General features: G+C 72.8%; 5 protein-coding genes. All 5 read left to right on the forward strand.

Translation table 11 applies throughout. The features are described 5' to 3' along the window. Positions 1-68: 68 nt before the first annotated feature. The 5 genes from ITJ48_RS15910 (at position 69) to ITJ48_RS15930 (ending at position 5,860) form a co-directional block, all read left to right on the forward strand. Complete coding sequence (locus tag ITJ48_RS15910; RefSeq protein WP_194614534.1) at positions 69-1,649, forward strand: MFS transporter; 1,581 nt, start codon at positions 69-71, stop codon at positions 1,647-1,649. A 187-nt stretch (positions 1,650-1,836) separates the two neighbouring features. Beyond that, entirely contained in the window at positions 1,837-2,919 is a 1,083-nt protein-coding gene (locus ITJ48_RS15915; RefSeq protein WP_194614390.1) for a 3-isopropylmalate dehydrogenase, read from the forward strand. Then, positions 2,916-4,064, forward strand: a complete 1,149-nt coding sequence (locus tag ITJ48_RS15920) for a branched-chain amino acid aminotransferase (protein WP_194614391.1) — start codon at positions 2,916-2,918, stop codon at positions 4,062-4,064. Before ITJ48_RS15915 ends, ITJ48_RS15920 begins: the two co-directional genes overlap by 4 nt. Beyond that, on the forward strand, positions 4,061-4,831 hold the full coding sequence (locus ITJ48_RS15925) for a fumarylacetoacetate hydrolase family protein (RefSeq protein ID WP_123548570.1): 771 nt from the start codon (positions 4,061-4,063) through the stop codon (positions 4,829-4,831). Before ITJ48_RS15920 ends, ITJ48_RS15925 begins: the two co-directional genes overlap by 4 nt. A gap of 9 nt (positions 4,832-4,840) precedes the next feature. Continuing rightward, positions 4,841-5,860: a putative sulfate exporter family transporter gene (locus ITJ48_RS15930; RefSeq protein WP_194614392.1), complete on the forward strand. Its 1,020-nt coding sequence runs from the start codon at positions 4,841-4,843 to the stop codon at positions 5,858-5,860. The last annotated feature ends 218 nt before the right edge of the window (positions 5,861-6,078 follow it).

Genomic DNA, 6,078 nt, shown 5'->3' on the forward strand with positions numbered 1-6,078 from the left:
ACGGTGAAGCTGTACCGTCCGGACGGTACAGCCAGCCCCGAATGCCCGCCACGACCATCGAGAGCCCCATGAGCACCCGCGACGACCGCCGCACGCCCGCCCCGACGACGCCCGCGACGAAGAACGCCCCGACGACGGGCACCCCTGCCCCGCCCCGCGCCGGCGCCCGCCAGTGGGCCGCGCTCGTCGTCCTGATGCTCCCGGTCCTCCTCGTCTCCGTCGACAACACGGTGCTGAGCTTCGCCCTGCCCGAGATCTCGACCGCGCTGCAGCCCTCGGCGGCCGCGCAGCTCTGGATCGTCGACGTCTACTCCCTCGTCCTCGCCGGCCTGCTCGTGGCCATGGGCTCGCTCGGCGACCGCTTCGGCCGCAGGCGCCTCCTCCTCATCGGGGCCAGCGGCTTCGCCGCGGTCTCGGTCGTCGCCGCCTTCGCCCCCACCGCCGAGGCGCTGATCGCCGCCCGCGCCGTGCTCGGCTTCTTCGGCGCGATGATCATGCCCGCCACGCTCTCGCTGCTGCGCAGCACCTTCACCGACCGCGACCAGCGCCGCCTCGCCATCGCGATCTGGGCGAGCGGCTTCGCGGCCGGCTCCGCCCTCGGCCCGATCGTCGGGGGAGTGCTCCTCGAGCACTTCGCCTGGGGGTCGATCTTCCTCATCGCCGTCCCGGTGCTGCTGCCCCTGCTCGTGGCGGCGCCGATCCTCGTCGTCGAGAGCCGCGACCCGGCCCCGGGCCCGTTCGACCTCGTCTCGGTCCTGCTCTCGCTGCTCGCGATGGCGCCGGTCGTCGCGGCGATCAAGCAGCTCGCGACGCACGGCCCCGGCCTCGACGTGATCGCCCTCGCCGTCGTCGGCCTCACGGCGGGGTGGCTGTTCGTCCGTCGTCAGCTGCGGCGTCCGCGCCCGCTGCTCGACGTGCGGCTCTTCACGAACCCGGTGTTCGCGGGCTCGATCGTCGTGAACCTGCTGGCCATCACCTCCCTGGTGGGCTTCCTCTTCTTCACGACGCAGCACCTGCAGCTCGTCGTGGGCCTGCGGCCGCTGCACGCGGCGCTCACCCTGCTGCCCGGCCTCGTCGTCATGGTGCTGTCGGGGCTGGCGGTCGTGCCGCTCGTCCGCCGGGTCGCGCCGCGCAGCATCGTCGCGGTCGGCCTGGGCGCCGCGGCCGTCGCCTACGGAGCCGTGTGGCTGTCCGGCGCCGACGCCCCGGTGTGGGTGTTCGTCGTCAGCTTCGCCCTCGTCGGACTCGGCGTGGGAGCGGCCGAGACGATCTCGAACGACCTGATCATCGCCGCGGTCCCGGCCGACCGCGCAGGAGCCGCCTCCGCGGTCTCCGAGACCGCCTACGAGGTCGGGGCGGTGCTGGGCACGGCCGTGCTCGGCAGCATGCTCACGGCGATCTACCGCGGTGCGCTCGTGGTGCCCGGCACGGTGCCCGCCGACGCCGCGGCGGCCGCCCGCGAGACCCTCGGCGGCGCCGTGGCCGCGGCCGAGCCCCTCGAGCCGTCGCTCGCCACGGCGCTCCTCGACGCCGCGACGCACGCCTTCGACACCGGGCTCGTCGCGACCGCGGCGGTCGGGGCCGGCGTGATGGTGCTCGCCGTCGTCGTCGCCCTCGTGGCCCTCCGTCGGGCCTCCGCGCACGACTGACCCGCAGGAGGCGCGGCGCCCGTCCCCGAAGCCGGTCCAGGAGGCGCGAGCGACGTCCCCGACGGCCGGTCCGAGAGGCGCGACGCCCGTCCCCGACGGCCGCCCGCGACCCCCCGCGGGCGGCGCGGCGCCCCTCCCCGCGCAGGTACAGTGAAGGGTCACCCGCTTCGCCGACCCCAGGAGTCCCATGTCGCGCACCGTCCGCCTCGCCTCCGTCCCCGGCGACGGCATCGGCCCCGAGGTCGTCGCCGAGGCGCTCAAGGTGCTCGAGGTCGCGGCAGGCTCCGACGCCTCCTTCGACGTGACGACGTTCTCGCTCGGCGCGACGCGGTACCTCGAGACCGGCGACATCCTCACCGACGACGACCTGGCGGCGCTCGCCTCGCACGACGCGATCCTGCTCGGCGCGGTCGGCGGCGACCCGCGGGACCCCCGCCTCAAGGGCGGCATCATCGAGCGGGGACTGCTGTTGAAGCTCCGCTTCGCCTTCGACCACTACGTCAACCTCCGTCCCACCACCGTGTACCCGGGGGTCCCGTCGCCGCTGGCCGACCCCGGCGAGGTCGACTTCGTCGTCGTCCGCGAGGGCACCGAGGGTCCGTACGTCGGCAACGGCGGCGTCCTCCGCGCGGGCACGCCGCACGAGATCGCCAACGAGGTGAGCGTCAACACCGCGCACGGCGTCGAGCGCGTCGTCCGCTTCGCCTTCGAGAAGGCACGCAGCCGTCGGGGCCGCCTGACCCTCGTGCACAAGACGAACGTGCTCGTCTTCGCGGGCGGGCTCTGGCAGCGCATCGTCGACGCGGTCGCCGCCGAGTACCCCGACGTCGAGGTCGACTACCAGCACGTCGACGCGGCGACCATCCACCTGGTCGTCGACCCGGCCCGCTTCGACGTGATCGTCACGGACAACCTGTTCGGCGACATCCTCACCGACCTCGCCGGCGCGGTCAGCGGCGGCATCGGGCTCGCGGCCTCGGGCAACCTCAACCCGAGCGGGGCGTTCCCGAGCATGTTCGAGCCCGTGCACGGCTCGGCGCCCGACATCGCCGGCCAGCAGCGGGCCGACCCGACCGCCGCGGTCCTGTCCGTCGCGCTCCTGCTCGACCACCTGGGCCTGGAGGAGGCGGCGGCGCGGGTCCGCGAGGCCGTCGAGGCCGACATCGCCGCGCGTCAGCAGTCCGCGGGCACCCGCCGCAGCACGTCCGAGATCGGCACGGCGATCGCCGACCGCGTCGCCGCCCTCACCAGCCAGGAGGCCGCATCATGAGCCAGACCGACGACACCACGACCGCCCACACCGCCACGACCGGCGACGACACCGCCGAGTTCGGCCTCAGCTTCGAGCTGACCCCGTCCGAGTCGGTCCGCGACAGCGCCGAGCGCGAGGTGATCCTCAGCGACCCGGGCTTCGGCAAGCACTTCACCGACCACATGGTCTCCATCCGCTGGACCCTCGACGAGGGCTGGCACGCCGCCCGCGTGCACCCGTACGGGCCGCTCCAGCTCGACCCGGCCGCGTCGGTGCTGCACTACGCGCAGGAGATCTTCGAGGGCATGAAGGCCTACCGCCACGCGGACGGCTCGATCTGGTCCTTCCGGCCCGATGCCAACGGCCGACGCCTCCAGCGCTCGGCCCGGCGCCTCGCGCTGCCCGAGCTCTCGACCGACGACTTCGTCGAGAGCGTCAAGCAGCTGGTGCAGGTCGACAGCTCCTGGGTGCCGAGCGCGCCCGAGACGAGCCTCTACCTGCGGCCGTTCATGATCGCGAGCGAGAGCTTCCTCGGCGTGCGGGCGGCCCAGCAGGTCGACTACCACGTCATCGCGAGCCCGGCCGGCGCCTACTTCACCGGAGGCGTGGCCCCGGTCTCGATCTGGCTCACCACGAACTACGCCCGCGCGGGCAAGGGCGGCACGGGTGCCGCCAAGACGGGCGGCAACTACGCCTCGTCGCTGCTGCCGCAGCAGGAGGCCTACGAGAACGGCTGCCAGCAGGTCCTGTTCCTCGACTCGTCCGAGAGCTCGTTCATCGAAGAACTGGGCGGCATGAACGTGGTGCTGGTCTACGCCGACGGCACCCTGGTCACCCCCGACAGCGACTCGATCCTCGAGGGCATCACCCGCGACTCGATCCTCGAGCTCGCGGAGGCGCGCGGCCACCGGGTCGAGCGTCGTCGGGTCTCGCTCGACGAGTGGCGTGACGGCGTCGAGAACGGCGACATCGTCGAGGTCTTCGCCTGCGGCACCGCCGCCGTGGTCGTGCCGATCGCCGAGCTCAAGGGCGAGGGCCTCCACATCGGCTCGCCCGCCGCCGAGGGCGGACCCCTCACGATGTCGCTGCGCGAAGAGCTCACCGACATCCAGTACGGGCGTCGCGACGACGTCCACGGATGGATGACGAGGCTCGACGCATGAAGATCGCACGGTTCGCGACCCCCGGAGAAGACCCCCGCTACGGCATCGTCGACGAGCGCGAGCTGATCGTGCTCGCGGGCGACCCGATGTACAGCGGCTACGAGACCACGGGCGAGCGCGTCTCGCTCCGCTCGGCCAAGCTGCTCGCGCCGGTGATCCCGCGCTCGAAGGTCGTGGGCGTGGGCCTGAACTACCACGACCACGCCGACGAGCTGGGGCAGACCCCGCCGGAGGCGCCCCTGCTGTTCCTGAAGCCGAACACGACGGTCATCGGCTTCGGCGACTCGATCCAGCTGCCGCCCGACATCGGGCAGGTCGACTTCGAGGGCGAGCTAGCCATCGTGATCGGCTCGATCGCGAAGCGCGTCAAGGCCGAGGACTACCAGGACGTGGTCTTCGGCTACACGATCGCGAACGACGTCACCGCCCGCGACGTCCAGTCGGCCGACGGCCAGTGGACGCGGGCGAAGGGCTACGACACGTTCCTGCCGCTCGGCCCGTACATCGAGAACGAGTTCGACTGGAGCGACGCGACCATCGAGACCCGCGTCGACGGCGAGGTCAAGCAGCGTGAGTCGACGATGCAGATGATCCACAAGATCCCCGAGCTGATCGAGTACGTGACCGACGTGTTCACGCTCCTGCCCGGCGACGTCATCCTCACCGGCACCCCCGCCGGCATCGGCCCGTTCACCGCGGGCGAGACCGTCGAGGTCGCGATCTCGGGCATCGGCTCGCTGATCAACCCCGCCAAGAACCGCGTCTAGGCACCGTCGGTGACGACCCCGGCACCGTCCGCCGCGCCTCCGCGCTGGCGGGTCCTCCCCGGGGTGGGCCTCGCGGCCGTCGTGCTCGGGGTCGCGTGGCTCGTGCACCTGGTGGTGCCGGGGGTCCCGATCCTCACCGGCTGCGTCCTCCTCGGCATCGCCCTCGGTCAGGTCCCGGCGTTGCGGCCGGCACTCGACGGCGTGCTCGCACCCGGGCTGACGCTCTCTGCCAAGCGGCTGCTCCGCATCGGGGTGGTGCTGCTCGGGCTCAAGCTGAGCCTGGTCGACGTCGTCGGTCTCGGCTGGGCCACGGTGCTCAGCGTCGTCGGGATCCTGGTCGCGACGTTCTTCGTGACCTGGCTGCTCGGGAGGTGGGCCCGCCTCCCCGGTGACCAGCCCCTCCTGCTCGCGGCCGGCTTCTCGATCTGTGGGGCGTCGGCGATCGGCGCGATGTCGGCGGTGACCCGCGACCGCGGCAAGGACGCCGCGACACCCGTGGCCCTCGTCACCCTGTGCGGCACCGCGGCGATCGCGGTCCTGCCCGCACTCGGCTCGGCACTCGGACTGACGCCGGTGCAGTTCGGTGCGTGGACCGGGGCGAGCGTCCACGACGTCGGCCAGGTGGTCGCGACCGCGCAGACCGCCGGCGCCTCGGCGCTCGCGATCGCCGTGGTGGTCAAGCTCACACGGGTGGTCATGCTCGCCCCCGTGGTCGCGATCACGTCTGCGGTGGTCCGCCGCGGGGGAGGCGACGCCGGCACCCGGCCTCCCCTGGTGCCCCTGTTCGTCGTCGGGTTCCTCGCCGCCGTCGTGCTGCGCACCCTGGTCGACCTGCCGGAGGCGGTGGTCACGGGAGCCGACACCGTCCAGACCGTCCTGCTCGGCTTGGCACTCGTCGGGCTCGGGTCGAGCGTCAGGCTCGAGCGTCTCGCCCGCACCGGTGGTCGCGCCGTCCTCGTCGGCCTCGGCTCCTGGGTCTTCGTCGCCGGGGTCTCGCTGCTCGTCGTCCTCGCGTTGCCGCTCCGCTGACGACCCGGCCGTCGCCCTCGGCCAGGCCGAGCGATCGGGTCGATCCAGGCGGTCGGTCGCGATCGTCACCATGCCCTGGGACGCCGTGTGCCGGGCCCTGGCGGGCGAACGAGGCTGGGACCCTTGATCTTCCGGGGATCATGCTCGCGACACGCCCGGGATGCGGCAGGGTTTGGACGATGTGGCTGGTGTGCCTGTAGTGTTTCCTCTTGTCACCA

This window comes from Frigoribacterium sp. VKM Ac-2530 (genome assembly GCF_015350835.1).
Classification (GTDB): Bacteria; Actinomycetota; Actinomycetes; order Actinomycetales; family Microbacteriaceae; genus Frigoribacterium.